The sequence below is a fragment of the Bradyrhizobium sp. SPXBL-04 genome, assembly GCF_051853035.1.
In the GTDB taxonomy this organism is placed as follows: domain Bacteria; phylum Pseudomonadota; class Alphaproteobacteria; order Rhizobiales; family Xanthobacteraceae; genus Bradyrhizobium; species Bradyrhizobium zhanjiangense.
On sequence record NZ_CP182472.1, the window covers coordinates 4,603,647 to 4,627,347 of the forward strand.

Annotated in this window: 17 protein-coding genes and 2 tRNA genes; 1 reads left to right on the forward strand and 18 read right to left on the reverse strand. The window is 64.9% G+C overall.

Features of this window, described 5'->3' with window-relative positions:
• The 11 genes from ACNJX8_RS21780 to ACNJX8_RS21830 form a co-directional block, all read right to left on the reverse strand.
• Window positions 1-2,877, reverse strand: a complete 2,877-nt coding sequence (locus ACNJX8_RS21780; protein WP_439356709.1) for a valine--tRNA ligase — start codon at window positions 2,875-2,877, stop codon at window positions 1-3.
• Window positions 2,878-3,002: 125 nt separating this feature from the next.
• Window positions 3,003-3,764 carry a PopZ family protein gene (locus ACNJX8_RS21785; RefSeq protein WP_439356710.1) on the reverse strand — a complete coding sequence of 254 codons (762 nt, stop codon included), beginning with the start codon at window positions 3,762-3,764 and terminating at the stop codon, window positions 3,003-3,005.
• A 303-nt stretch (window positions 3,765-4,067) separates the two neighbouring features.
• A complete protein-coding gene (locus ACNJX8_RS21790; protein ID WP_091894806.1) occupies window positions 4,068-5,453 on the reverse strand; it encodes a TolC family outer membrane protein in 1,386 nt (461 codons plus the stop codon).
• 204 nt (window positions 5,454-5,657) lie between these two features.
• Window positions 5,658-6,320, reverse strand: coding sequence for a protein-L-isoaspartate O-methyltransferase family protein (locus ACNJX8_RS21795; protein WP_164935016.1), 663 nt, complete (start codon window positions 6,318-6,320; stop codon window positions 5,658-5,660).
• Between the two features lie 142 nt (window positions 6,321-6,462).
• Complete coding sequence (locus tag ACNJX8_RS21800; RefSeq protein WP_128933926.1) at window positions 6,463-6,642, reverse strand: hypothetical protein; 180 nt, start codon at window positions 6,640-6,642, stop codon at window positions 6,463-6,465.
• Between the two features lie 212 nt (window positions 6,643-6,854).
• A tRNA-Asn gene (locus ACNJX8_RS21805) sits at window positions 6,855-6,929 on the reverse strand.
• A gap of 136 nt (window positions 6,930-7,065) precedes the next feature.
• Entirely contained in the window at window positions 7,066-7,434 is a 369-nt protein-coding gene (locus ACNJX8_RS21810; RefSeq protein ID WP_439356711.1) for a hypothetical protein, read from the reverse strand.
• 211 nt (window positions 7,435-7,645) lie between these two features.
• Window positions 7,646-9,349: a flotillin family protein gene (locus ACNJX8_RS21815; protein WP_128944212.1), complete on the reverse strand. Its 1,704-nt coding sequence runs from the start codon at window positions 9,347-9,349 to the stop codon at window positions 7,646-7,648.
• 22 nt (window positions 9,350-9,371) lie between these two features.
• Window positions 9,372-10,031 carry an OB-fold-containig protein gene (locus tag ACNJX8_RS21820; protein WP_439356712.1) on the reverse strand — a complete coding sequence of 220 codons (660 nt, stop codon included), beginning with the start codon at window positions 10,029-10,031 and terminating at the stop codon, window positions 9,372-9,374.
• Window positions 10,032-10,041: 10 nt separating this feature from the next.
• Window positions 10,042-11,205 carry a PspA/IM30 family protein gene (locus ACNJX8_RS21825; protein WP_439356713.1) on the reverse strand — a complete coding sequence of 388 codons (1,164 nt, stop codon included), beginning with the start codon at window positions 11,203-11,205 and terminating at the stop codon, window positions 10,042-10,044.
• Window positions 11,206-11,958: 753 nt separating this feature from the next.
• The gene (locus ACNJX8_RS21830; protein WP_439356714.1) at window positions 11,959-12,219 is read right to left on the reverse strand and encodes a hypothetical protein; all 261 of its coding nucleotides are present in this window, start codon (window positions 12,217-12,219) and stop codon (window positions 11,959-11,961) included.
• A 256-nt stretch (window positions 12,220-12,475) separates the two neighbouring features.
• Between ACNJX8_RS21830 and ACNJX8_RS21835 the strand changes: the two genes are divergently transcribed.
• A complete protein-coding gene (locus ACNJX8_RS21835) occupies window positions 12,476-12,670 on the forward strand; it encodes a hypothetical protein (protein WP_128955982.1) in 195 nt (64 codons plus the stop codon).
• Between the two features lie 81 nt (window positions 12,671-12,751).
• On the opposite strand, the gene ACNJX8_RS21840 is transcribed toward ACNJX8_RS21835, so the two are convergent.
• The 7 genes from ACNJX8_RS21840 to ACNJX8_RS21870 form a co-directional block, all read right to left on the reverse strand.
• Window positions 12,752-12,898, reverse strand: coding sequence for a hypothetical protein (locus tag ACNJX8_RS21840; protein WP_439356715.1), 147 nt, complete (start codon window positions 12,896-12,898; stop codon window positions 12,752-12,754).
• Window positions 12,899-13,072: 174 nt separating this feature from the next.
• A tRNA-Cys gene (locus ACNJX8_RS21845) sits at window positions 13,073-13,146 on the reverse strand.
• Between the two features lie 118 nt (window positions 13,147-13,264).
• Entirely contained in the window at window positions 13,265-14,005 is a 741-nt protein-coding gene (locus ACNJX8_RS21850) for a tRNA-uridine aminocarboxypropyltransferase (protein WP_439356716.1), read from the reverse strand.
• Window positions 14,006-14,041: 36 nt separating this feature from the next.
• Window positions 14,042-17,146: an efflux RND transporter permease subunit gene (locus ACNJX8_RS21855; RefSeq protein WP_439356717.1), complete on the reverse strand. Its 3,105-nt coding sequence runs from the start codon at window positions 17,144-17,146 to the stop codon at window positions 14,042-14,044.
• On the reverse strand, window positions 17,146-20,295 hold the full coding sequence (locus ACNJX8_RS21860; protein WP_439356718.1) for an efflux RND transporter permease subunit: 3,150 nt from the start codon (window positions 20,293-20,295) through the stop codon (window positions 17,146-17,148). Before ACNJX8_RS21860 ends, ACNJX8_RS21855 begins: the two co-directional genes overlap by 1 nt.
• Before the next feature lie 37 nt (window positions 20,296-20,332).
• Window positions 20,333-21,724 (reverse strand): efflux RND transporter periplasmic adaptor subunit, encoded by a 1,392-nt coding sequence (locus tag ACNJX8_RS21865; protein ID WP_439356719.1) that lies wholly within the window; start codon window positions 21,722-21,724, stop codon window positions 20,333-20,335.
• Entirely contained in the window at window positions 21,714-23,198 is a 1,485-nt protein-coding gene (locus ACNJX8_RS21870; RefSeq protein ID WP_439356720.1) for an efflux transporter outer membrane subunit, read from the reverse strand. The genes ACNJX8_RS21865 and ACNJX8_RS21870 overlap by 11 nt, the downstream gene beginning before the upstream one ends.
• Window positions 23,199-23,701: the final 503 nt, after the last annotated feature.

Below are 23,701 nucleotides of genomic sequence, written 5' to 3' on the forward strand. Positions count from 1 at the left end.
CTACGATGCCTGCTTCAGCCGCTCCAGTGCTTCGAGCAGCTTGGCCTTGCGCGCGAGTGCCGCCTCGCGCTTTTCGCGCTCCTCCTCGACGACCTCCTCGGCCGCGTTGGCAACGAATTTCTCATTTGCCAGCTTGGACTCGGCGCGCTTGATGTCGGCGTCGGCCTTGCCGATCTCCTTGTCGAGGCGCGTGCGCTCGGCGGCGACGTCGATCACGCCCTTCAGCGGCAGCGCAGCCACCTCGCCGCGCACCAGCAGCTGAACCGCACCGTCAGGCGCGCGATCGGCGAAGGAGATATCCGACAGCCGCGCCATGCGCTTGATGACATCAGTCCAGCGCGGCGCGCGCTCCTTGGTCTCGGCCGAGGCGCCGGCGAGCACCAGCGCCGTCAGCGTTGCCGGCGGGATGTTCATCTCGGCGCGTACCGAGCGGATTTGCGTGACGAGGTCGATCACCCAGCCGATCTCGGCCTCGGCCGCCGGATCGGTGAAGTCGGCATGGTCGAACATGGGCAGCACCCAGGCCGGCGAGACGAGCGGATCTGTCGGCCCTGCCGTCGCCGCAAGCATCGCGAGCTGCTCCGGCGTCGGCTGCGCCGGCTTCAGTGGCCACGGCGCCAATGCGAGCAGGCCGTCGCGCTTCGCCGTCACCTCCCACAGCTCTTCGGTGATGAAGGGCATGAAGGGGTGCAGCAGCTTGAGGATCTCGTCGCGCGCCCAGGCCACCATGGCGCGGGTCTCGTCCTTGGCGGGACTGTCCGGACCAAGCAGCACGGGCTTTGCGAGCTCGACGTACCAGTCGCAATAGACGTTCCAGACGAAGCGGTAGATGCTGCCTGCAGCGTCATTGAAGCGATAGGCTTCGATCGCCTCGGTCACCTCGCGCGTGGTGTGCGCGCTCTCATGCGCGATCCAGCGGTTCAGCGTTTCCTTCGCCTTCGCCGGCTCGAAACCTTCGGGCACGGCGCAATGGTTCATCTCGGCGAAGCGACAAGCGTTCCAGAGCTTTGTCGCGAAATTGCGGTAGCCCTCGACGCGGCTGGTGGCGAGCTTGATGTCGCGCCCCTGCGCCGCCATCGCGGCCAGCGTGAAGCGCAGCGCGTCGGCACCGTATTCGTCGATCAGATTCAGGGGATCGATGACGTTGCCCTTCGACTTCGACATCTTGGCGCCCTTCTCGTCGCGGACGAGGGCGTGGATGTAGATGGTCGAGAACGGCACCTCCTTCATGAAGTGCAGGCCCATCATCATCATGCGAGCGACCCAGAAGAAGATGATGTCGAAGCCGGTCACCAGCGCATTGGTCGGATAGTAGCGCTGCACCTCCGGCGCATCTTCGGGCCAGCCGAGCGTCGAGAACGGCCACAGCGCCGAGGAGAACCAGGTGTCGAGCACGTCCTCGTCGCGGGTGATGAAGCCTTCGCGCTTGTTGCGGTCGAGCGCCATCTCGCGCCCCTGCTCGGCCGTGATGACCTCCTGCTCGACGTAGTAGCCGAGCGCGTGGCTGATCGCCTCCTCCTCGGTCTCGGCGACGAACACCTTGCCATCCGGACCGTACCAAGCCGGGATCTGGTGGCCCCACCAGAGCTGACGCGAGATGCACCAGGGCTGGATGTTCTCCATCCAGTCGAAATAGGTCTTTTCCCAGTTTTTCGGCACGAAATTGGTTTCGCCCGACCGCACCGCCGCGATCGCCGGCTTGGCCAGCGTCTTGGCGTCGACGTACCACTGGTCCGTCAGATACGGCTCGATCACGCTGTTCGAGCGATCGCCATGCGGGACCATGTGCGTGTGCGGCTCGATCCGCTCGACGAAGCCGAACGATTCAAGCCGCTCGACGATGCGCTTGCGCGCGACGAAGCGGTCGACCTTGTTGAACTCTTCGGCGAACTGCGAGGCGCCTTCGGGCAGGTCGCGCAGATAGTCCTCGTTGCCGAGCAGATCGAGGCAGCCTTCCCTGTCGAGAACGCTGATCCTGCGCAGGCCGTGACGATTGCCGACCTCGAAATCGTTGAAGTCGTGCGCCGGCGTCACCTTCACCGCGCCCGAGCCCTTGTCCGGGTCGGAATACTCGTCGGCGACAATCGCAATCTTGCGGCCGACCAGCGGCAGGATGACGTTCTTGCCGATCAGCTTCTGATAACGCTCGTCATCGGGATGCACGGCAACGCCGGTGTCGCCGAGCATGGTCTCGGGGCGCGTGGTGGCGACGACGATGAAGCTCGAGGGATCTTCGGGGCTGAACGTCTTGCCCTCGATCGGATAGCGCAGATACCAGAGGCTGCCCTTGACCTCGACCTGCTGCACTTCGAGATCGGAGATCGCGGTCAGCAGCTTGGTGTCCCAGTTCACCAGCCGCTTGTCCTTGTAGATCAGCCCATCGCGGTGCAACTCGACGAACACCTTGACGACGGCCTTCGACAAGCCCTCGTCCATGGTGAAGCGCTCGCGCGACCAGTCGCAGGAGGCGCCGAGGCGCTTGAGCTGGTTGATGATGGTGTCGCCGCTCTCGGCCTTCCACTGCCAGACCCGCTCCAGAAATTTCTCGCGGCCCATCTCGCGGCGGCTGGGCTGCTGGCGCTCCATCAGCTGGCGCTCGACCACCATCTGCGTCGCGATGCCGGCGTGGTCGGTGCCGGGCTGCCACAGCACGTCGCGACCGCGCATGCGCTCGAAACGGCACAGGATGTCCTGAAGCGTATTGTTCAGGGCGTGGCCCATGTGCAGCGAGCCCGTCACGTTCGGCGGCGGGATCACGATGGTGAACGGCACCGCGTCGCGGCGGTCGGGGCGGCCGGCCTTGAAGGCAAGGCTGTCCTCCCACACCACGGACATGCGGGTTTCGATATCGGTGGGCTGGTAATTTTTCTCGATCATGGGCTGCTAGAAAGCCGCGCGCGCGGTTCAAGTCAACGGGAAGCTCAACGGCGAGCGTTTTCGGCCCGGGCCGCAGGCCGAATATGACGCAGGAGCAGGGCTTTATCGGGGCCGCACGGCCGGTCTCAGCGGCCGCCGCGCGAGACCCGCTCGATTTCGGCCTTCACAATGCGTTCAACCAGGCCCGGCAGGTTGTCATCGAGCCAGGACTTCAGCATCGGAAGCAGCATCTCCTTGACCAGATCCTCCAGCGTCCGCGCATTGCTGCTCAGAACCGTGTGGGCCAGCGAGTTGAAGGCGGATTCGACCGCGGAGACCGTGGATTGCGCGAGGATCGGCTGCTGCGGCGGCACCGGCGGTGCATCGAAGTCCACCGGCGCGTAAGACGGCGGCGGCGCGGTGCGCGGCGGCGGCGATTCGGCGAATTCGAGATCGTCGCGCGGCTCGACCTTGTGGAAGCTGGGTGGCGGCGGAGGCGGTGTCGGGTCCATCGCCATCTCGTCGGTCAATTCGAGCACGTCGGGCTCCGGCTCGGGTTCGGGAGCGCGGACCTCCGGCGCAGGCGTGGCCGCGTCGAGCCCGGCCAGCAGCGCGTCGATGTCGTCCTGGCTGTTGGACGCGTCAGCCGCAGGTGCGGGCGCCGGCTGCGCCGGCTTTGCAGCCGGCGGCGGTGCGGGCTTTTCGGCGGCGGGTTTGGGCGGAGCGACCTTGGATGGCGGAATGTCGTTCATCGCCTGCGGCTTTGGCGGCGCGGCGGGCGCCGCTGCCTTCTCGGGTTTGGCGGCCTCTGTCGGCGGCGGCTTGGCCTCATCGTCGGCAATGATGCGCCGGATCGAGGCCAGAATCTCCTCCATCGAGGGTTCTGTGACCTTTGCAGGCTGCGTCATCTCCGACTCCACATCATCAACGCCCTCGCATGCGTTGTTTTTACACCAAGCACGACAGGATTGGCCGGTTCCGGACAGGCGGCCCGACATTTTCGTCGTGGCAGCCCGACTTGTCCCCAGATCACGGCTCAACGTGCGGCGGTGCGCCCCTGCCCGCGGCACTCAAGCTTTACGCACACGGCATCGATACGGGCGAATCGACCCGCATCTTCTTGGCAAGGCTATGTCAGGGATTTTGATGATTGCAAGCAAAGCGCCGGTCGGCCTCGGCTATTGGCGAGGCCGACCGGACACTTACGGAAATCAGCGTCCGTCGGGCGTGCGCACGCCGGCCCAGCTGTCGCGGACCTGATGGTAGTGGACACTCGGATCATAGACGGTGGTCGCAAGACCGAGCACCTGCGGCGACAGGCGGCCAACGGCCGCGAGGACGTTATAGGACGCAACCACGCGATCGTGCTGCGCGGTCACCAGCGCAACGCGCGCATTGACCAGGGCCTGTTGCGCGTTGAGGACGTCGAGGGTGGTGCGCTGACCGGCCTTGGCTTCCTCGCGCACGCCGTTCAGCGCGATCTCGGAGGCGGCGACCTGCGCCTGTGCGGATTGCACCTGCGCCTTGCCGGCCTGCAACGAACCCCACCACTGCACGACGGTCGCTCGAGTCTGGTCGCGCGTGGTTTCGAGGTTCAGACGCTGCTGCGCCAAGTTTTCCTTGGATTGGCGGATCAGCGAATATTCACCACCGCCCTGATAAATCGGCACCGAGACCTGCGCGATCGCGGATGCGTTGAACGAGCGCAACTGAATCAAGGACTGTTCGTTGGACTGCGTGGCCGATGCCTGGATCGTAACCGTCGGCAGCAACGCACCTTCGGCGACTTTGACCTGCAAGAAATTGACGTCGATGCCGTACATTGCGGCCGTGACGTTGGGATGCTCGACCAGGCTGAGCTCGACGGCCGAAGCGAGCGTTGACGGCAGGAACCGGTCGACCGGCGAGCCCGGTGCGAGGTTCGTCGGCTCGTTGCCGATGATGCGGCGGAAGTTCGCCCGCGTCGTGGTGAGATTCGCTTCGGCAGTGAGCGCCTGCGTCTTGCCGGCAGCCAGTTGCGCTTCCGATTGCGCAACGTCGGTGCGCGTCACTTCGCCGACGTTGAAACGATCACGGGTCTGCTTCAGCGTCTGCTCGAGCACGCGCACGTTGCTGCGCTGGACTTCGAGCGTCGCGGCGTCGCGCAGATAGTCCATGTAGGTCGTTGCACCCTGCAGCAACACGCTCTGATCGAGGCTGCGCAGCGCTTCGCGGGCACCGGACACCTGACTCTCCGCCGCCCGCGTTCTGTTGGCGGTCTGGTTGCCATTGTAGAGCGTCTGCGAAGCGGTTATTCCAGCGCTGCGAGGTACGGTGGTTCCATGGATTGAGTTACTCCCCACGCCACTCTGCAAATCCTGATATTGATAGCCACCGTTCGCCGTCAGCGAGACCTTGGGGCGATAGCCAGACAAGGCTTGAGGCACGTTCTCGTCGGTCGAGCGCACCTGGGCGCGCTGTGCGTTGAGTTGCGGATTGTTCTGATAGGCGCGCACCAGCGCGGACTCGATCGTATCCGCCAAGGCAGGCATCGGCCCGGCTAGCGACAGCAGCAGGACCGAAACCGCAGCTCCGGTGAAGAGCTTCACCCCATGCATCCCTGAAATTCCGTTCATTCTAACGCCCGGCTCGTGCCCGCGAGCTGGGTTACCGTCTACCGAGTGGAGTCGTTGCCCCGCCGCAACATAGGACGGGGATTGTCGCGACGGAACCACCTCAAGGTAGTTCACGGTGGAAACTCTTCACGTGCAGCATCCCGGCCACACTTCTGATTCAGAACGGGATTTTTAGGCTGTAGGACCTCAGAACACGAATGCTGCGGCCCGTTCCAGCCCGGGAAGGACTGGGGCGGCGGCATCGAACAGCGCCCGATGGCCGAATTCACCGTGGCTATGGGTCACGATCACGGCCCGCGGCGGCTTGGATTCGGCCGACACCCCCACAAGGCGCCCGCCTTCCTTGAGCTGCCCGAGCAACCCCTCCGGCGTTGCTTCGGCAGCGCCGTTGAGGATGATCACGTCATAAGGAGCGGTGGAGGGATCACCCTCGCTGCAGGAAGCGACCTTGCAGGTGGCATTGGCGAGCCCCAGAGCGGCGAAGGCGTCCTTGGCCTTCGCGGCCAGAGCCGAATCACATTCGGTCGCGGTGACCTGGCCCGCGAGCTTGGCGGCCAGCGCGGCGAGATAGCCCGTGGCGCAGCCAACGACCAGCACATTGTCGCCTTCGCCGATTTCGGCAGCCTGCAGCAGCTTGCCGGTCAGCTGCGGCTTGATCAGGAACCGCTTGGCGCCGCCCTCGCTCACGTCGAGATCGAGGTCGAGATAAGCCAATGCCTGCCGGCTGGCCGGCACGAAGGCCTCACGCGGAACCGTGAGCATGGCATCGAGAATACGACGGTCGGTGACGTCATTGGTGCGCACCTGGCCATCGACCATTTTTTGGCGCGCGGTCGAGAAACCGGACATTTGCGGACCCTGAAATGCGGACGATGCCGCGGAGATGAGTTGGTGGCATCTTTGGAACATGCCCGGCCAAAACGCAACATGCCGTTGGCTGCGATGAGCCCTGTGGCTTGCGCAGCTCACCGCATCAGGGCTGCGGAGCGGATCATTCGATCGCCACCGCGAGGCGGCCGATCAGAGCGGCGACCTCGTCCAGTCGCGCCGAGTCGGGCGCCTCCACCGCACGTGCAAGGCAAGCGAGGCATTCATCGTCGCTGAGCTCGGGAACGTCGGCCGGCAGAATCGAGGGGGCCATATGAGTACGGTCGACCTGGATGTCTGGCATGGGAATCAGCTCCGTAAGGATCCGGCACTGGCCAGGCTCGATTTGAATTGAGTCGATTTGGCGCCGTCCTCATGGCGCGACGGCGCTGCCGGACACGTCTACTTGAACCGATTCCGCGGGATTGGGCACCTGATGGTGCTCGCAGATCGCGCGAACGGGATCGCGCGCCACATCAGGATGCAGCCTCAACGTATTGAAATATAAGTGAAAGTTGGCTCCCCGGGCTGGATTCGAACCAGCGACCATCCGATTAACAGTCGGATGCTCTACCGCTGAGCTACCGAGGAAAAGGCGAACCAGTCGTTCGCGCGCGGCTGCGTATAACAAAGCCGGTTGCGCTTGCAAAGACGAATTCGTCATCTTCCGCAAGGCGGCTGAGGAAGTGTCAGGAAGCGGCCCCTCCTCCAGCCATGTCAGGTCAAGCTACTCGGCCAGGAACGACGTGGTCTTGGTGCCGGAGTCGTAGCGCAGCCGCAGCGCGGTGATCCTGCAGAGGTTGACGTTCTTCCACAGCACCGCCTCGTCATAGTTCTGCCAGTCGACGCGGATGTTCCAGACACATCCCTCGTCGTCCTCGTCGAACTCGACATAGGTGCTGGCCTGGTTTTGCAAAACCTTATCGAGCTCGTTGTCCCATTCGTCCAGGCCGTCGTCAGGCGCATTGAAGCCGAGGAATTTGATGGCATAGCCGGTCTCGTTGACGACGGTGAGGTTGCGGGCGTCAGCCGCGAACGACGGCGCGGCGGCGATCGCAAGCCCGATTGCGACCAGTCCAGACAGAAAATACTTCATGAAAAACGCCCGATCGAAACAGGCCTCGGCGCCTGGCGTCGATCGGCGCAGGCGCCGCGGCAACAAATGACGTTGCCTCGAAAGATCCGTCCGGAGCGCAATCGACGGGTTCAAGACACCCATCGACCAGCACTCCGGAAGACATGCGCGACGCGAGACACGCACGGCCTGTTCTTATCGTTTCGAATTCTCCGCAGCAATGAACGGGCATTCATAGATCGGCAGAGTTTGTTTTCTCCGGTGCGGGCGCAACCGCCGGCACCGCAGCGCCGTTTCCCTTCCCCGTCACGGCGCCGACCAGCGCCTTCACGGGATCTTCGCCCGGCGCAAAGCCGCTCTGACGTAAGATCTCGTCGATCATCGGACGCAGCGCATGCACCTTGAGCAGCTCGCCGGCGAGCCCTTCGCCGAAGCCGACATTGCCGCCGGCGCCGTTACCATTGCCGCCGAAGGCGGCGCCAGTATGCAGGATGCGGACGTCCTTGAGGTTGGCGATCGGCTTCACCATCTCGGCGAGCGCTTCCGGCATGGTCTCGATCCGTTTCTTGGCGATCTCGAAATCGATCACGTTGGTGCCGAGCTTGTTCTGCGCCTCGTTCTTCATGGTGATGACGGCGGCCTCGGCCTCACCGATGTTGCGGACACCGACCGCCTTGATCTTGTTGGACTCGGCTTCGGCGGTGGCCAGCGTGGTGATGGCCTCGGCCCGGTCGAGCGCCGCCTTCTTGTCCGCTTCAGCCGCCACGATCACCTCGGTCGATTTGCGCTCGGCCTCGGTACGCGCGGCAAGCACTTGGGTCAGGCGGGCACGATCGGCGACCTCGACGGCGCGCGCGGTCACGACCTTTTCCTCAGCGGAGACGGCGAGCGCTTCGGCGGTCTTGGCTTCGGCGACGGCCTCCGAGGTCTGCTTGCTCTTGGCGGCGATCTGGATCTCGTTCTCCTGGGTCGCGATCTGGATTTCGCGCTGCGCGTCGGTCCTGCGCTTGTTGATCGCCAGATCCGACTCGATCACCGCGGTTTCCTTGACCTGCTTGGCGCCCGCCTCCTTTTCCGCGACAGCCCTGTCGGTGTCGATGCGCGCGTTCTCCTCGGTCAGCCGCGCGGTCTGTGTCGCGGTCGCGACCTCGGCGCGGGTGCTCGCGGTCTTGTTGGCGATGTCACGCTCCTGCGAGAGTTCGGCCTCCTTCTTGGTGCGTTCGATGGTCAGGGTCTGCTGTCGTGCTTCGAGATCCTTCTGCGCGATCGCCACCTCGTTGTCGCGGACGATGGCATTGCGGTCACGGCGGCGGGTCTCGGTAATGGTCTTGAGTTGGGTCAGGCCTTCGGCGTCGAAGAAGTTTTCCGGATTGAAGAACTTGACGTCGGTCTGGTCCAGCTTGGTCAGCGACACGGACTCAAGCTCGAGGCCGTTCGATTTCACGTCGGACTCCACGGTGGACTGCACGTGCTTGACGAAGTCCGAGCGCTTCTCCTGGAGCTCCAGGATGGTCATGGTCGCGGCCACCGAGCGCAGGCCGTCGACGAATTTCGCCTCGACTTGGTTGCGCAGCGCCTCGGCATCGTTGGTCAGCGCGCCCAGCGTCTGGCTTGCGAGCGCGATGCTCTCCTCGTCGGGTCGGACGCGTACGTAGAACTCGGCGACGATGTCGACGCGCAGACGGTCCTTGGTGATGAGGGATTCCCGCTCCTTGCGCTCGACGGTGAGCCGCAATGTCTTCAGATTGACGCTGGCATAGGAGTGGAAGATCGGCAGGATCATGGCGCCGCCGTCGAGCACGACCTTCTTGCCGCCGAGGCCGGTGCGCACGAAGGCCTCGTCGCGGGTGGCGCGCTTGTAGAGAATGGTGAAGACGATCCCCAGGACGACGATCAGCGCGACGCCGATCATGGCCGGGACTGCAATGTCGAACATGACTTTCTCCGATAATGACGTGCTAGCTGCTTAGAGTGGGCTTGGAGGGTTTGAGTTCATCGTCGGCCTTGACCGCCACGAAGCGGGTGCCATCGCGGTCGACCAGAAGGACCATGGTTCCCTGCGGCAGCGGCGATGATGAAGGTGCTGCGACGGCCCAGACGAAGTGACGGTTGCCGTGGACATCGGCGACGCTGACGCGGCCAGGCGGCCCCTGGTCGAGCGGACCGACGACGACCTCACCGACCCGGCCGACCAGATCGCCGAGGCCGACGGCGTAGCTCTCGTCCTTGGGAATGACCCGCGCGATCGCACGGCTTGCGCCGCGGACCAGCGGAACCGATACGGCGACCGCCCCGATCGAGGCGAGCGTCGCCGGCAACGGACCGGCCACCATCCGCGCGACGTCCTGGATCAGGAAGCCCGTGATGGAGAAGGCGCCGAGCAACAGCAGCAGGAAGATCAGCAACGGCACGCCACCGACATTGATCCATGAGATCGCGTTGATCACGCCATTGTCGCTGGGGTGGCCGAAATCGATGTTGGTGCCGAGCATTTCGCTGAGCGAAGCCCCGATCAGCATCGAGACCACCTCGATCGAGCCGACGATGACGATCATGGCCGCCGCGATCGCGAACGGCCTGACCTCCGGCGACATGACGTGTTCGAGCAGAGCGCTCATGACACGGCACTCAGGAACGCGACTTCAACCGGGCCAGCCTCGCTGCAATTTCCTTGTCGCGATGCAACGTGCTGAGCTCGTCGATGTCGCTCGAATACGGGATGCCCGGCGGCACGCCGGTGACCCGTGCCACCGCCCTGCCCGCGCGCAGCGCCTTCGCGGCTGCAGAACCGCCGCCCGGCTTGCGGGGTGATGTCGACGCCTGCTGGCCTGCGACGGCCTCGCTCTTTTCGAGATCGGCGCGGCGCTGCTCGGCGTCCTGGAGCGCCGACAGCACGGCGCGCAGCGACGTCACGCATTGCTCGATCTTCTCGTTGTTCTCGTCGATGGCGCGCGAGAGCACCTCGAACTGCGCCTCCAGATCCATCTGCCGCGCGATGCCGGCGCGCGCGAGATCGTCGCGCCCGTCCGTGATCGCCCCTTCGATCTTGGGAGCGAGCTCGGCCATCTCGCGCTCGATCTCGGTGCGGCGCGCGTTGAGGCGGTATTCCTCGGCGCGCGCGGCCGCGAGCGCATCGCGCGCCTCGCTCTCGGCGCGCTCGATCTCGCGGATGGCTTGGCCAACCACTTTGAGCTTGTTCTTGCCTTCCGCCTGCTCGATCGCGTCATAGGCGATCCCCGCGATCAGACGCCCGACCCGGGACAGGAAATTGTCGGGGGCGGCAGCGATGGTATCCATAGCGTTCTCCTCCTCTGGCAGAATGTTCGGCGTGACGCCGTAGTGAACTTCGAAACCGTCGTCGGTGCGGATCAAGTGCGCGGGCACGCTCTGCCCCCAGCCCTCCGCATAGCCGGCATAGTCGAAGGGCACGCTGAAGCGGCCTTGCACGGTTGCAATGGAAATGGTGGCGGGGCCCTTGATCTTGGCGAGCTTGTCGTCGAGCGGCAGGCGACGGCCTTGCGCCGCGCGATAGTCGGCACGGTCGCGCAGGCCCAGCGTCACCAGGCGTGAGGGCAGCGCGGTCTGCTTGCGGATCGGCTCATAGGCATGGGCATGGAGCAGGACCACGTTGGAACCGATGTTATGGCTCCGCGCGACCTCGTCGAGAATCTCCATCATGCGGTCATAAGCCTGGAACGTCGCCTCCAGCGCGGCCCTGGCAGCCGGATCGGGGGCAAGCCTGTAACGCAGCGCAGATGGAGCGTTTCGGGGTGACGGGCTCATGGAAAGCACTAAAGCACCATTTTGGTGCTTTAGGAAGCGGAGTCGCGATCACGGTCAGCTGATCCCTAGGCACTCTATCGGTTAGTCGCCGAGGTCCGGGCCCGCGTTCAAGCCGGGCGATTACCTCCAGATCACAACCGATCAAGACTTGATGCACGCAAGGGTTGCGATTTGGGCCGAAATGCGGGGAGCGTTCGGCATCCCGTAACCGACCCCGCCACTCACGTGTTCAGGACAAGCAGCAACGCCAAAGGCGTTGCGGCGCAGAGCCGGGATCCAGGCGACGATCGCCGCTCGATGACGCGTGGGCCCCGGCTCGGCTGCGCATCACTTCGTGCTGCGCAGCGTCCGGGGCACGAGATCGAGGTTCAGGCACACCGCTCTCTCCACGTCATTGCGAGGAGCTCTTGCGACGAAGCAATCCAGAATCTTTCCGCGGAGGGATTCTGGATTGCTTCGCTTTCGCTCGCAGTGACGGAGAATGAGCACCCATGTAGCTTTTCCAATCGCAGACACAGCCGCGCCTCCGCGCGGTTTTGCCTCTGACTGGGATGAGGTGGCGCGGCAATGCGACAGATCAGAACTTGCGTAAATTTTTGCCTTGTCACGGCATCGCGTCACGGAATTGCGAGCGCCAGACTTGGCGTCGCGTCCGTCGAGCGCGCACCATCACTCAACAGCTTGTCCGCAGCATATTCACAGACACGGATCGGTGGATTTGCGTGGCGCGCAAGCCACTTGCTGCGCACAAATCCACAGAGTCTACCCGCCAGCCTGATCGAACACGCTGCGACAGGCTTCGCTCAGGCTGGCCCGGTTGCGCCGCAGGCACGCTGTGATGGCACGGACGTTGGGGATTTCGCCGGCGCAGAGGCGATAGACGTCGGGCGTGCAGGCTCGGCGCTGCTCTGGCGTTCCCTGCGCATGGGCGGCGGAGGCAAACAGCGTCAGAAACAGCCCGGCCGTCGAGGCGTGGCGCGCCCGGTTCTTCACACCTGCAAACCGCAAGAACCTCGCCTTCATGACTGCTCTCCCGTTCTGCCCTGCCCGCCCGGCTGCGTTGACCGGTGTCGCAACAGACGGTGCGAGAAATAAACCTGCGGGGATGTGATTTTATTCACAGTGCTCGCAAGCGGAGGAACCTAGAGTTCCCAAAGAGCTTCAGGAATCGCTAACCAATCGGGCCCAGATTGCCGGATCGTTAAAATGCGAACGATCGGGTCAATCGGGAAACAAACCGGCTTTGCGACATTGCGCCATCCGCGTTCCGGAGGGTGTGATGAGCGAAGCCGAATTCAACTTGCTGCTGGATGCCGTCCGGGACGTCATGATTGACGAAGATTTTGCGCCCGCGCCGGAGGAGGAATTCGTGCCCCGCTCGTGGTCGTACGCCGCAACGCCCAAAGCCGCCAATGACAATGAGGGCGCCTGGCCCCTCCTGCCCTTTCCGGACGGCTGGTACGCAGCCTGCTGAGCCACCTTCGCTGAGAAGGAAGCGCCCGCCTCGCGGGCGTTTTGCTATAGGCACGCGCCGACAACCCGACGCAGCGACGAATCAAGTCTTGACGCGCTCCTCGCCGTCCTGCGGCGCCCGGTCGGCTGCGGCCGGCGGAAAGATGCTGTCATAGATCGCGCGCGCCTCGCGAATGAGGCGAGCCCGCTCCAGCTCGGATTTCGAGACAAATCGGACAATGTCGCCCACGGCTTCTCCAACGCTCGGTTGATCAGATATCCCGCCCAACCGATGCGAATTCTATGCCAACGGGCCTGAATCGCGAGTTTCCACCCGGCCCCCGGGCAAACCCGGTAGCAAGCCGCGCGAAAGCTCGCGGAACCTGCGCCGAAGTGAGTTTATGTTGAAGAATCAGAGGCTTGATGGAGGCCACGACCAGAATTGAACTGGTGTACACGGTTTTGCAGACCGTTGCGTAACCACTCCGCCACGTGGCCCCGTAAGGCCGGAGCAATATAGGGGATGAAGGGTTTAGGCAACCGCCTTCGTCCCACTTTCCAGGCGACTTCCAACGCCTTGACGGAAACCTCGAGCGCTATGCTTTTGCCGAGCCTGTCAGGCTCGTTTGCGACGTCGGAAGTCGCGGCGGCCGCGCTTCGGGGCAGGTCTGGGCGCCAATTCCGGCATCTCGGCCTGGACCTCACGGTAACGCGTCAACAGTCGCTCAAAACTGGCGTGCAGGGTGTCGGCGATATCAGGACGCCGCTCGAGGCCCGCGAGGATCGTCGCCGCCGCCTCGATGGTCGAGAGGCCGTCGCGGCGTGGCTCCTTGCGCAGGCGCCCGTAGCGCGAGGGGTGCGCCGGGTTCAGGATCACGCGCTGACACTTCAGCATCCAGGGATTGCGCCACCACAGCGCCTTGGCCTGGCTCCAGGTGCCGTCGAGCAGAACGACGCCTTCGAGCTTGCCGAGGATCGCGCGCTGGTTCTCCGCGACCTCGCCCTTGCGGGTCAGCGCCACGATCTCGCCCTCGGCCTCGAGATCGGCCGCGCGGGCCGAGCCGAGATAGAGCACGGCCCAGCGCGCGGCATTCTCGACCGGCCGCCCCAGCGCCTTGGACAGGCTCGGCCAGGACAGGCCGACCCGCACCGTGGCATCGGCGAAATGCCTGGCCAGCAGCCGCGCGGTGCCGAGCGCCCGGTCCTGCTCCTGCGGGTGCTGCAGGATCAGCAGCGAGAGCCGATTTTCAATGGGCGTAACGCTGTCGCAGATGCACAACGGCATCGGCTTCTGGCAGTGCGGGCATTCGGGGATGGGCTCGGCCGGCGCGGCGGCGGTATCGGGCGCGTTGGACATGGCGCCGCTATACGCTCGATGCGGCGCCTCAACAACCTATTCCGCCGGCGCGGCCAGCGGGCGCGGCGCGGTTCGCCGCCGCAGACGGTCGATCAGGAGGTAGATGACCGGCGTCGTGTAGAGCGTCAGGATCTGCGAGACGAACAGACCGCCGATGATGGTGATGCCGAGCGGTCGGCGCAGTTCCGTGCCAGGGCCGGTCGCGACCACCAGCGGAATGCCGGCGAACAGCGCTGCCATCGTCGTCATCAGGATCGGGCGGAATCGCGCCTGGCAGGCCTCGAAGATCGCCTCCGCCGAGGACAGCCCGCGCTGGCGCTCGGCATCGAGCGCAAAGTCCACCATCATGATGCCGTTCTTCTTGACGATGCCGATCAGCAGGATGATGCCGACGAAGGCGATCACCGTCAGCGGCGTGTTGGTCAATTGAAGCGCAAGCAGCGCGCCGAGACCGGCCGAAGGCAGCGTCGAGATGATCGTGAGCGGATGGGCGAGGCTCTCATAGAGCACGCCGAGCACGATATACATCGCGACCAGCGCGCCGAGGATCAAGAGCGGCTGACGGCCGCTGGTCTTGGCGAAATCGCCGGCATTGCCGTCAAAGCTGCCGCGGATGCCCTCGGGCATATGCAATTCCTCGACCGCACGCTGGATGTTCTGCGTCGCGGCCTGGAGCGGCACGTCGGGCAAGAGGTTGAACGACACCGTGGTCGAAGGGAACGACTGCGAGTGATAGACGGCGAGCGCCGCGAGCCCGCGCGTCGCGTGCACGACGGCCGACAGCGGTACCTGCGCGTCATTGGCGCCTGCGACATAAATGCGTTCGAGGTTGGAGGGATCGACCTGGAATTTCGGGTCGATCTCCAGCACGGTCATGTACTGGTTGCGCTGGGTGTAGATGATTCCGATCTGCCGCTGCGCGAAGGCATTGTTCAGCGCATTGTCGATGTCCTGCACCTTGACGCCGAGCGCCGAGGCCTTCTGGCGGTCGATCGATAAGGTCAGCTGAAGCCCGCCGGGATCGCGATCGCTGGAAATGTCGGTGATGCCTTCGACGCTCTCCATGCGTTTGGCCACGATCGGCGCCCATTTCTGCAGCAGGCCGAGATCTGTGCTGGTCAGCGTGTACTGGTAGTCGGAATCGCTTTGTCGTCCGCCGGCGCGCACGTCCTGGGCGGCGAACATGAAGAGGCGGATGCCGGGCACGGGATACAATGCGCGCCTGAGACGGTCGATGACGACCTGCGTCGAGACGTGGTCGCGCTCCTCCGGCGGCTTCAGGCTGATGAACATGGTGCCGCGGTTCGAGGTGGCGCCGCCGGGGCCCACGCCGCTGCCGACGGTCGAGCCGATGCCGGCCACGGCCGGATCCTGCATCACGATGTCAGCGAGCCGCTGCTGTAGGCCGAGCATCGACTGAAACGAGATGTCGGCCGAGGCGCGCGTCGCACCGATCACGAAGCCGGAATCGTCGGTCGGGAAATAGCCCTTGGGGACCTTGATGTAGAGCGTCACGGTGAGAGCGATGGTGGCGCAGAACACCAGCAACGTCAGCAGCGGGAATTCCAGCGCGGTGCGCAGGGTGCGGGTGTAGAAGGCGACGATGCGCGACAGCGAGCCCTCGATCAGGCGATCGAACAAGGTCGCGGTGCCGGACGTGGTGTGCCGGATGTAATGGGCGCAGATCATCGGCGTCACCGTGAGCGACACCAGCGTCGAGACCAGGATCGCGAAGGTCAGCGTCAGCGAGAATTCGCGGAGCAGCCGGCCGACGATGCCGTCCATGAAGATCAGCGGCGTGAACGCCGCGATCAGCGAAAGGCTGATCGAGACCACGGTGAATCCGATCTGCTTCGCGCCCTCCTGCGCAGCCCGGAACGGCCGCATGCCGTGCTCGAGATTGCGGAACATGTTCTCGATCATGACGATGGCGTCGTCGACCACGAAGCCGACGGAGATCGCCAGCGCCATCAGCGACAGATTGTCGATCGAGAACCCCGCAATCCACATGCCGGCACAGGTGCCGGCCAAGGCCAGCGGCACCGAGATGCCCGCCGCGATCGTTGGCGTCAGCCGCCGCAGGAACACGAACACCACGACCATGACGAGGAACGCGGTCGCCAGCAACGTCCATTGCATGTCTAGGACACTGGCGCGGATCGTGCCGGTGCGATCGACCAGCGTGGAGATCTCGACGCCGGCCGGGATCCACTGCTTCAGCGCGGGGATCAGCGCCTTGACCCTGTTGACGGTGTCGATGACGTTGGCGTCGCCCTGCTTGGTGATCTGGATCAGCACCGCCGGCTGCTTGTTGAACCAGGCGATCGAGCGGGCGTTGCGGACGGAATCCTCGATATCGGCGACGTCGGAGAGCCGCACGAAATTGCCGTTCGAGCTCTTGATGACGATGTCGCGGAACTCCTTCGCCGTGCGCATCTGCCGATTGAGCGCCAGCGTCTCGCTCTGGCGCTCGCCGTTGAAGATGCCAACGGGACCGAGCGGATTGGCGTTGATGATCGCGGTCCTGACGTCGTCGGTGGCGATGCCTGCATTCGACAGCGCGACTGGATTGAGCTGCACTCGCACGGCCGGCTGATCGGCGCCGGAGACCGTGACGTCGCCGACCCCCGGCACTTGCGAGATGCGCTGGGCGATGACCGTATCGGCGACGTCGTAGATCGCGCTGGCCGACAGCGTCTTCGAGGTCAAAGCAAGCACGAAGACGGGCGCGCCGGCCGTGTTGGCTTTGCGAAAGCGTGGCAGTGTCGGCAGGTCGCTCGGCAGATCGATGAGCGAGGCGTTGATGGCTGCCTGCACGTCGCGGGCGGCCTTGTCGATGTTGCGGCCGATGTCGAACTGGAGCTGGATGTTGGTCGTGCCGAGCGAACTCGTGGACGTGATCTGGTTGATGCCGGCGATCTCCCCGAGCCGCCGCTCCAGCGGCGAGGCGACCGTCGCGGCCATCACGGACGGATCGGCGCCGGGCCGGCTGGCCGAGACGAAGATGGCGGGAAAATCGACGTTCGGGACGGAGGCGACGGGAAGGAACTCGTAGGCGACGACACCCAGCAGGAACAACCCGATCGACAGCAGCGTGGTCGCAACCGGGCGGCGGATGAAGGGCTCCGAGATCGATGCCATCACTGCATCCCCTCGGTCGCGCCCGCGACCGGCGGGCCGCCGGATTCAGCCGGCGGCAGCGCCTGCTCGAGGCGGCGGTTGATGCGGTCGAGTGCAAGGTAGATCACGGGCGTGGTGTAGAGCGTGAGCAGCTGGCTCAGCAGCAGGCCGCCGATGATGGAGATGCCAAGCGGGAAGCGCAGCTCGGCGCCGGTACCGCTCTCGATCGCGAGCGGCAGCGCGCCGAACAGGGCCGCCAGCGTCGTCATCATGATCGGACGGAAGCGCAATAGGCAGGCCTGCACGATCGCCTCGTTCGGCGACATGCCCTGCCCGCGCTCGGCCTCGAGCGCGAAGTCGATCATCATGATCGCGTTTTTCTTGACGATACCCATCAGCAGGATGATGCCGATCAGGCCGATCACCGAGAGATCCTGCCCGCACAGCACCAGCGCCACGATCGCGCCGACGCCGGCCGAGGGGAGCGTCGACAGGATCGTGATCGGGTGGATGTAGCTCTCATAGAGCACACCCAGCACGATGTAGATGGTGATGACGGCGGCGAGCAGCAGCCAGGGCTGGCCGGCCAGCGCCTTGGCGAATTCGGCGGCATCGCCGGCATAGACACCGACGATGCTGTTGGGCATGCCGATCCGGGTTTCGATCGTCTTGACCGCCTCGACGGCATCGCCCAGCGCCGCGCCCGGCGCGAGGTTGAAGCTGAGCGACACGGAGGGGAATTGCGCCTGGTGCGAGATCGCGAGCGGCGCCGTGGTGCGCTTCAGCGTCGCCACGGCCGACAGCGGTACCTGAGCGCTCGGCGCGCCGACGGTGCTGCTCGCGGCGCCCGGCAGATAGAGCTTCGACAGGATCGAAGGATCGCGCTGGTACATCGGCAGCGCCTCCAGCACGACACGGTACTGGTTGGCCTGGCCGTAGATGGTCGAGATCTGCCGCTGCGCGAAGGCGTCGTTCAGCGTGTCGGTAATTCCTTGCAGACTCACGCCGAGCTGACCGGCGCGGGTACGGTCGACATCGAGCTGTGCTCGCAGGCCGCCTTCCTGCGCCTCCGAGGAGACGTCGCGGAACAGCGGGTCGCGCCGCATCTCCGCCACCAGCTTGCCGGCCCATTCCGAGACCAGCGTCGCATCGGTGCCGGTCAGCGTGTACTGGTATTGCGAGCGGCTCGACTGGGTCGAGATCTGCACGTCCTGCACCGGCTGGAAATAGACGGTCATGCCGGGGATGCCTGATACCCTGTCCTTCAGGCGGATCACGACTGCCGCGACATCGTCACGCCGTTCGCCTCGAGGTTTCAGGGTCATGACGAGGCGCCCGACATTGGTGGTCGGGTTGACCGAGCCGGCGCCGATGACTGAGACCACGCCGACCACGTCGGGGTCGGCCTTGATGGCGGCGGCGGCCTCGGCCTGCCGCTTCTGCATCTCCGCGAACGACACATCGGGCCCGGCTTCCGTCACCGCCGTGATCGAGGCGGTGTCCTGGAGCGGCAGGAAGCCTTTTGGCGCGACGACATAGAGGACGAGGGTCGCAACCAGCGTGGCGAAGGTCACGAGCAGTGTGGCGCGCTGACGCTCCAGCACCCACAAAAGCGTGCGGTGATAGAACTCGACGGTGCGGTCGATGAAGCGGCTGATCGCAGCGAGGCCTGGCACTGCCAGCTCCTCATGGGCGTGCTTGAGCAGCCGCGAGCACATCATCGGCGTCAGCGTCAGCGAAACCACCGCCGAGGTCACGACCGCGATGGTCAGCGTCAACGCGAATTCGCGGAACATGCGCCCGACGAGGCCCGACATGAACAAGAGCGGGATGAAAACCGCGATCAGCGACACCGTCAGCGAGATCACGGTGAAGCCGATTTCGCTCGCGCCCTTGAGCGAGGCTTCCATCGCACTCTCGCCATTCTCCATGTGGCGGACGATGTTCTCGATCATGACGATGGCGTCGTCGACGACGAAGCCTGTGCCGATCGTGAGCGCCATCAGCGACAGATTGTCGAGGCTGAAGCCGGCAAAATACATGATGCCAAAGCTCGTGATCAGCGACAGCGGCAGTGCCACGCCCGCGATCAGCGTGGCGCGCAGCGAACGCAGGAACAACAGCACCACCAGGGTCACCAGCACGACGCTCAAGATCAGCGTGAACTGGACGTCATGGACCGAGGCACGAATGGTGACGGTGCGGTCGGAGACGATGGTGAGGTTCACGCCGGCCGGAATCGCGCGCTGCACCTTGGGGATCTCGGCGCGGATTTGGCTGACGACGTCGATGACGTTGGCGCCGGGCTGGCGCTGGATGTCGATGATGACGGCCGGCGTGCCCTGGTACCAGCCGCCGGTGCGGTCGTTCTCGAGACCGTCGACGATCTGCGCGACGTCGGCAATGGTAACGGGCGAGCCGTTGCGGTAGGCGATGATGACAGGCTTGTAGGCGTCCGCCGCGGCGATCTGGTCGTTAGCGGCGATGATGTAGGATTGCTGCGCGCCGTCGAGCGAACCTTTCGGCCCCGAGACGTTGGCATTGGCGATCGCGGTGCGCAGGTCCTCCATGGCGATGCCATAGGCGGCGAGCCGCGCCAGATCGGCCTGGATACGCACGGCCGGCTTCAGCCCGCCGAGCACCGAGACCCGTCCGACGCCGGAGATCTGGCTCAAGCGTTGCGCCAGAATGGTATCGGCAATGTCGCTCATCACGCGCAGCGAGATGGTGTCCGAGCGCAGCGCCAGCGTCATCACCGGCGCGTCTGCCGGATTCACCTTGGCGTAAGTCGGCGGATAAGGCAGCGTCTTGGGCAGCACGCCGGCCGCCGCGTTGATCGCAGCCTGCACGTCCTGAGTCGCGCCGTCGATGTCCCGGTTGAGGTCGAACTGGAGCGAGATCTGGCTGACGCCGAACGAGCTCGTCGAGTTCATCGCCGACAGCGACGGGATCTGTCCGAGCTGCCGCTCCAGCGGTGCGGTGATCAGCGAGGCGATCACGTCGGGGCTCGCACCCGGAAGCTGCGTCGTCACCTGCACGGTCGGGAAATCGACCTGCGGCAGCGCCGAGACAGGGAGCGCGAAATAGCCGAGCGCGCCGCCGATCAGCAGCGCGATGCCGAGCAGCGAGGTTGCGATCGGTCGTCGGATGAAGGGTTCGGAGACACCCATGGGTTACGCCTGCCGCGTCAAGCGGCTGTTGTCGGGATCATGGCTGCTTGGCTCCACCTCCCGATGCCCCCGGCCCCGGTGCCGGTCCGGTCTGTCCCTTCTGGTCACCTTCGCTGCTCTTGCGCTTGGCGCGGAACTCGCCGTCCTTGCCCTGTCCGTCCTTCTGGCCGTCCTTGGCACCATCCTTCTTCTGAGCGTCCGGCCCACGCGAGCGCTTGCGCGGGGCAAGATCGGCCGAGGGGGTCTGGTCGTCGCGGCCGACGGTCACCTTGGAGCCGTCGGACAAATTGGCAAAGCCCGTGGTGACGACCTTGTCGTTCGGCGACAGGCCGCTGGCGATGACGGCGTCATGCTCGTTCTGCTGCGTGACCGTCACGGGCTTGGCCGAGACGATGTTGTCCTCGCCGATGACATAGCTGAAGGTCCCGATCGGACCACGCTGCACCGCAGAGGTCGGCACCACCAGCGCCTGCGTCAAGGTCTCGACCTTGAGGCGGACATTGACGAACTGGCCCGGCCAGAGCTGGTAGTTGGCGTTGGGGAATTCCGCCTTGAGCCTGAGCGTGCCGGTGGTCTGGTCGACCTGGTTGTCGATGCCGGTGAGCTTGCCGGTATCGATCACCGTGATGCCGTCATTGCCGAACACGTCGACGGCGAGCGCACCCTTCGCCGCCGCGGCGTTGACGCGCATGATCTGCTGCTGTGGCAGGCTGAACCACACCGCGATCGGCTGCAACTGCGTGATGACGACAAGGCCCGTGGTGTCGGAGGCGTGGATGATGTTGCCCTGGTCGACCTGTCGCAGGCCGACGCGGCCCGAGAGCGGCGCCACGATCTTGGTGTAACTCAGCGTCGCCGCGGCATTGTCGATCGCGGCCTGATCCGCCTTCACCAGCGCCTCGGTCTGCGCTACCAGGGCCCGCTGGGTGTCAGCCTGCTGCTTCGAGCCGGCATTGGTGGCGGCGAGCTGCTCGTAACGCGTAAGGTCAATGCGCTGGTTGGCGAGTTGGGCCTGATCCTGCGCCTTCTTGGCCACCGCCTGATCGTACTGCGCCTGATAAATCGCCGGATCGATCTCGCCGAGCACGTCGCCCTTCTTGACGTCCTGACCTTCGGTGAAATTGACCGCGATCAGCTTGCCGTCCACCTGCGAGCGCACGGTCACGGTATTGAGCGCGCGGATCGCACCGACGCCGTCGAGATAAACCGGCACGTCCTGGACGCGCGGGCTCGCCGCCAGCACGGGCACCGGCAGATCGGGCCGCTGGTTGCGGTTGTTCGCCTGCTGCTGATGCGTGACGGTCCAGCCGAGATAACCAAGGCCGCCGAGGATCGCGAGCGTGATCAGGGTCATGACCAGGCCGCGGCCGCGCGATTTTTTCGCCGCCCCCTCCTTCGCGCCTTGCTTTGTCTCCGGCTTAAAGAGCATTGACCGGTTTCTCCATCCTCGGCTCCCAACCGCCGCCGAGCGCCTGGTACAGGCTGACGATGGCGAGAAGCCGCGCGAGTTGGGCCTGCGACAGCGCGTCTTCCGCCTGGAACAGGGTCAGTTGGGTGTTGAGGACGGTCACGATGTCGGCAGTGCCGGCGCGCAATTGCTGCTCGGAGAGATCGAAGGCGCGGCGCGAGGCGGCGACGACATCGCGCTGCAATTGCAGCTTGATCGTGGTCTGCTTGATCGAGAACAGCGCGTTGTCGACATCGGCAAAGGCCTGGACGATGGTCTTGCGGTAGGTCTGCAGCAGTTCGTCCTGACGCGCCTTGGCAAGTTCGAAATTGCCGAGGATCCTGCCGCCGTCGAAGATCGGCTGCGTGGCACTGCCGACGAGCTGGAAGAAGGCGGCATGCGGCTGGAACAGCGAGACCAGCGCCGAGCTCTGATAGCCGCCATTGCCGGTCAGCTGGATCGTCGGAAAGAATTGAGCGCGGGCATTCCCGATGTTTGCGGTGGCCGAGGCGAGCTGCGCCTCCTGCCGGCGGATGTCCGGCCGCTGCGTCAGGATCTCGGACGGCAGGCCGGGCGTGACGCGCGGGATCGCGATCCGGTCCAGCGAGCCGCCGAGCACGCGCACGCTCTCCGGCGGGCGCGATACCAACACAGCCAGCGCGTTGATGTTCTGGTCGAGCGTCTGGCGCAGTGGCGGCACCAAGGCCTTCTGGTTCGCGACCAGGCTCTCCTGCTGGGCGACGTCAAGATCGCTTCCGGTGCCGGCCTTACGTCGCTCCTTGACCGCATCGAGGATGCGTTGCGCGCTCGCGATGTTGCGCTGTGAGGTCCTGATGCGGTCCTGCGAGGCCAGCACCTGGAAATAGGCATTGGCGACGGCTGCAAGCGTCGTCAGCGCGACCGTGTCGCGATCGAAGCGGTTGGCGTTCGCCGTCTCCTCAGCCGTTTGCAGCGCGTCGCGGTTCTGGCCCCAGAAGTCGAGCTGGTAGCTCGCGCTCAGCGAGGCCGAATAGTTGACGACTTCGCGCCCGCCGATGGACAGGCCCGAGGCGCTCGAGCCTGAGGTGCGCGAGTAGGTTTCCGATCCAGCCGTGGACAGGCTCGGCAGCAGCGCCGCGCCCGCCTGCCGCGCCTGGGCGTCGGCCTGGACGATTCGCGCCACCGCAGCGGCGATGTCGAGGTTGACGGTCTGCGCCTCCTCCATCAGCTGCGTCAGCTCAGTGGAGCGGAAGCCGCGCCACCAATTCAGCGACGGCGGCGCATCCCCTTTGCCGGCGTATTTGTACTGCGTGGGAACATCGAGCGCGGGATCGGGAAGATCCTGCGTCAGCACGCAAGCGCCCGAACTGGCCGCGAGGCACAGCGCCGCAAGCCAGCGCGCCGCGTGCCGCGTCCTGGACGCAGACCCTGGAGACCGCCGCATGGCGATCGCAGGAACAACCTGTGTCACATCCACCCCCCGCCGGGCAGGTCGAGCCGCCACCGCGAAGCCGGATTAACCGATTCGCGGCGGCGCAGTCGGGGGGCGTTGGACAACTCGTTCACAGCTGTGATGCTTTCTGCGGAACCTGAGACCCATATTAGCTGGGCGCGGAACTGCGGGACAGTCCCGCAGGTGCGAGAGGCGCGTCGGAACGGACCGACGTCAGGACCGCGCAAATGCGAGATGTCCTTGTCTCGCAGTGGCTTCTTGCATTTCAGCGCCGTCCTGTCACGCGCTCAAGCTTACTAAGATTTCATGTGATATTGCCGCAACACCGGCGCGGCTCGATCCTTATCGGACTGCTCAACAGCACCCGCGCGATTTCAGCTCCGTCTCGAGGTCGGGCGACTCTCACGAGATCGTCAATTGCCGAAAGCAAATGCGCCTCGCTCACGCAGATATGCTTTCAAGCTTCCAGGCGCCTTCCACCCATGTCGGCATCGAGCCGTCCCGCCGAAGGCGAAGATTGCCGCGAG